This window comes from Rhodococcus sp. P4_B6, from assembly GCF_056402215.1.
Window position 1 is genome coordinate 1 of sequence record NZ_JBFUHV010000348.1, and the last position, 3,595, is coordinate 3,595.

Genomic DNA, 3,595 nt, shown 5'->3' on the forward strand with positions numbered 1-3,595 from the left:
TCGCCGGTGAGCATGCCACCGTGGTGGCCACCGGTCGGTCGGACTTTCCCAACCAGATCAACAACGTCCTCGCCTTCCCGGGGGTGTTTCGTGGTCTGCTCGACGCGCACGCGGTCGATATCACCGACGAGATGCTGATTGCCGCGGCCGGGGCGATCGCCGACAGGGTGTCGCCGTCCGAGCTCAATGCCACGTACATCGTGCCGAGCGTGTTCGACGTCACCGTCGCGCCGGCGGTCGCGGCGGCGGTGCGGGAGGTGGCCGAGCGAGGGCGGCAGCCCCAGGAGTGAGCTCAGTCGGTTTCGTCTTCGGTGTGGCGTTGCGCGGCCCCGCGTCCGTGCGAACCTCGCTGTCGCCGTGCGCATGGTCGGCCGACGCCCGGCGGTCTGCCGTGTGGATCGCCAGGCCCGGCATCCGAGGTGCAGGTCCCCGACGATCCGATCGGCGAGCATCACCCGCGGACTCACATCCAGGACGGGGTGGCGACCATTAGCTCGGCACCGATGGGACTTCGGTCGGCCCTCCCAGTCGTAACCATTTGTCGTACATGCTTATCCATGTTCCATCCGTACGCACCCGTTCCAACGTTCCGTTCACGAAGCGCACCAGATCGTCATTGCTCTTGTTCGGGACGACGCCGTACGGCGGAACAGGCGAGTTGATCGGAGTCGATTGAGATGTGCACCCCACCACTGCCATTGCGGCCATGACCGTCGACGCACCGCCAACGCACTGCCAACGGCAGGGATCCTCGAGCAAGGGCGCAACGATGGCCGACCGCCCACGGCCAACAGCCAACGGAAGGCAATCGCTCGCAAAGTAAAAGGCGCCGGCGTCTCCGTGACCGCGCTCGCGCAACACTCGGCGTGGCTACGGCGACGCTGCATCGCACTCTGATTAGCTGTTCCGCGTGACCAGCGGAGACAGGGGGAAACCGACATGGCCGGCAGACGCACGCTCGGAAGTACACGCGGCAACGTCCCGGCGACGACCGAGTCGTACTCCTCGATGTCGACGGCGTGGTCACCGACATGTCCATGTTCGGGTGTGAACTCGAACGGCCAGCGGCGGAGTGGTGGCCGGCGTTCTTCTCCCACATCGCGGATGCGGAGGTGATTGAGTCTGGTTTCGACCTCGCCTGGGCGATCGAGGGACTCGGCTTCACCCTGGTCTATTCGACGAATCGGCCCGACTACACCCACACGGGTACCCGTCGATGGCTCACCGAGCACGACCTTCCGACCGGGCGCGCTCCGTGTGCAGACAACAAGGTCGGGCCTCGTCTTCGACCGCGGCGGAGGTCAAACGCTCCCACTCCAGCTCGTCCGACGGCAGCATCCGCAAGGGTTGCGTGCGTTCATCGACGATGAAACCGGTATCGTCGACCAGCTCACCGTCGAAGGGTTTCGGCCCTGCTCGCCACCGATCTCGCCGGTCTCGGTTCCCGCAGACTCCTGCACGTACTCGAAGGTGGCCAGCAGGCCCTCGCTGGCGCGCAGAACCACGGCGCGACAGCATTAACTCCTGCATAGAGCCACGACGGCGACCTATCTCGTCATAGGCGCAGGTGGCTGTCGCCGGCTCTCGAAATGAGCCTTCAGGAGTCTGCCGGGACCAACCGCCACAGGTACCTGTCGGGTGCGTCCGGCGGGCTGCGTCCCGTGATCGGTGGTATTCCCTGCGCGGACATCTGAGGGTGCGTACTCGGTCCGGTCTTTCCGCGAGTGGTACGCACCGTAGTACAACATCCATCCCCACACGATCGGGTTGATGCGTCGGGCGAGATCGGCGAAGGTGTGGCCGGTGCGCCGGTGCAGCCGCCGGAACCRCACGTGCGCACTGATCCTCTTGCAGGGCGTCCCTGCTGACCGCTGTGTTCGATGCGTGGAGACTCGCACCGGCTGATCAGCGCGGAGGCGTCGCCCGCCACTTGCTCCTCACACGTCTCTTCGCCGATGCGCGAACCGGAGTTTCCGTCGCCGTAATGTTCCCGCCGAGCAGGCGCAACAGTGCGGGTGAACAATAACCGCATGCCTCACTCCAACCCGGTTGCCGCGTGGAAAACCCTCCGCCAGGGTAACGAGCGCTTCGTCAGCGGAGTCTCGATCCACCCCAGCCAGGGAATCGTCGACCGCGCGCAGCTCGTCGACGAAGAGCACCCCACCGCGGTGTTGTTCGGATGCGGAGACTCACGTGTCGCYGCGGARATCATCTTCGACCAGGGCCTCGGTGACATGTTCGTCGTCCGAACGGCCGGCCACGTCCTCGACGACGCCGTGCTCGGTTCCATYGARTACGCGGTGCAGATCCTCGACGCGCCCTTGATCGTCGTGCTGGGTCATGACGGTTGCGGGGCCGTGAAGTCCACTCTGGACGCGCTGGACAAGGGCAAGGTTCCGGACGGCTTCATCCGCAGCATCGTTGAACGGGTGGCGCCGTCGATCATGATGGGTCGCAAAGAGGGCCTCACCACCGTCGACGAACTCGAAGGCCGCCACGTCGTGGAAACCGGGACTCTCCTGATGCAGCGTTCGCGCATCATTGCCGATCGCGTCGGGAGTGGTGCCTGCGCTATTGCCGGCGTCACCTACAAGCTGTCCGATGGCCGGATGCACCTGCAGGGAGGGGTCGGAGACATCGGCGAACTCCGCGACTGACGCGGCCGAAACCGCTGAGCCGCTGGAGCACGGCACCGAACTACCGTGCCGAACGGTGTGACACAAGATCTACGCACGGCGATCGGCCCCGAGGACGCCAGATAACACCGAGGGCTCGGAGAGATCCCCACCGACCCGCCTCGTCACCCAGGGTCCTATGGCGCGGACGGTAATTAAGCGCAGCACGACTCATCTTCACTACAGGTTCTTGCCAACCCCTGTGAGCTGARGGTATCGGCTGCGCGAATGAATCTCAGATCGGTGAGGCATCCAGGACCTCAGAGGCCGGTGGCAGATATCGCCGGAGGACGGCAGCGCTTACCGCGGCATCTCACTAGAACACGATCAACGGAATTGCCGGCAATATAAGAAACTCCACCTCCACGACGGGGGCGCGAACACCATCTGGTGGATCCGCAGTTCGTGTCCGGGGACTATCAGATTTCGGTGGATCTTACGCTGGCGCGTGGGTTGTTCTGCGCGGAAGGCCCCGTGGGGGATTCGGAATCTGATCAGAACGACGGAAGGTGGAGTGCTGGTAAAACTTCCGTGCGTCGGATCGTGCAGTCATGGACCCCTGGTTGGCGTCGCCTACCGCCCGCACGCAGTGTCACGCCACCCCGGGCGTTCTGGATAACGTGTGCAGACACTCCATGGACCTACTCCGCCCTCATGAAGTGGGTAGCCGACGACTGGTCCCAAGGCCCAGTGGCAGTTCCGCCACGTTGCGGCGGATTCCGTGACGGCAAAAGAACACCGAGTCGTGCAGTGCGCGACAAGTCGAGGCGAGCCGGTAGATAGCGCAGTCTGACAAGATCCGTCTGCCAAAGGAGTGGACGGTCTGGTTGACGTGGTTGACCCTTTGGTGCATCATTGTGGTTGACAAAGTTGACGCGAAAGGTGGGTGTGGGTGATGACGTCGCTGGTGGAGCAGGAGA

Annotated in this window: 4 protein-coding genes and 1 pseudogene; 3 read left to right on the top strand and 2 right to left on the bottom strand. The window is 64.1% G+C overall.

All coding sequences use genetic code 11. The features are described from left to right. Nucleotides 1–290: malic enzyme-like NAD(P)-binding protein (locus AC1DWT_RS50125; RefSeq protein ID WP_477926158.1), on the top strand; the 290-nt coding region annotated here is incomplete at its 5' end. A gap of 199 nt (nt 291–489) precedes the next feature. On the opposite strand, the pseudogene AC1DWT_RS50130 reads toward AC1DWT_RS50125, so the two are convergent. Next, nucleotides 490–645, bottom strand: a pseudogene (locus AC1DWT_RS50130) (ABC transporter substrate-binding protein); the annotation flags it as partial. A gap of 392 nt (nt 646–1,037) precedes the next feature. Between AC1DWT_RS50130 and AC1DWT_RS50135 the strand changes: the two are divergent. Next, nucleotides 1,038–1,370, top strand: coding sequence for an LNS2 domain-containing protein (locus AC1DWT_RS50135; RefSeq protein WP_477926160.1), 333 nt, complete (start codon nt 1,038–1,040; stop codon nt 1,368–1,370). A 177-nt stretch (nt 1,371–1,547) separates the two neighbouring features. On the opposite strand, the gene AC1DWT_RS50140 is transcribed toward AC1DWT_RS50135, so the two are convergent. Beyond that, complete coding sequence (locus AC1DWT_RS50140) at nt 1,548–1,898, bottom strand: group II intron maturase-specific domain-containing protein (RefSeq protein ID WP_477926159.1); 351 nt, start codon at nt 1,896–1,898, stop codon at nt 1,548–1,550. Nucleotides 1,899–2,030: 132 nt separating this feature from the next. Between AC1DWT_RS50140 and AC1DWT_RS50145 the strand changes: the two genes are divergently transcribed. Continuing rightward, nucleotides 2,031–2,657 carry a carbonic anhydrase gene (locus AC1DWT_RS50145; protein ID WP_095869914.1) on the top strand — a complete coding sequence of 209 codons (627 nt, stop codon included), beginning with the start codon at nt 2,031–2,033 and terminating at the stop codon, nt 2,655–2,657. Nucleotides 2,658–3,595: the final 938 nt, after the last annotated feature.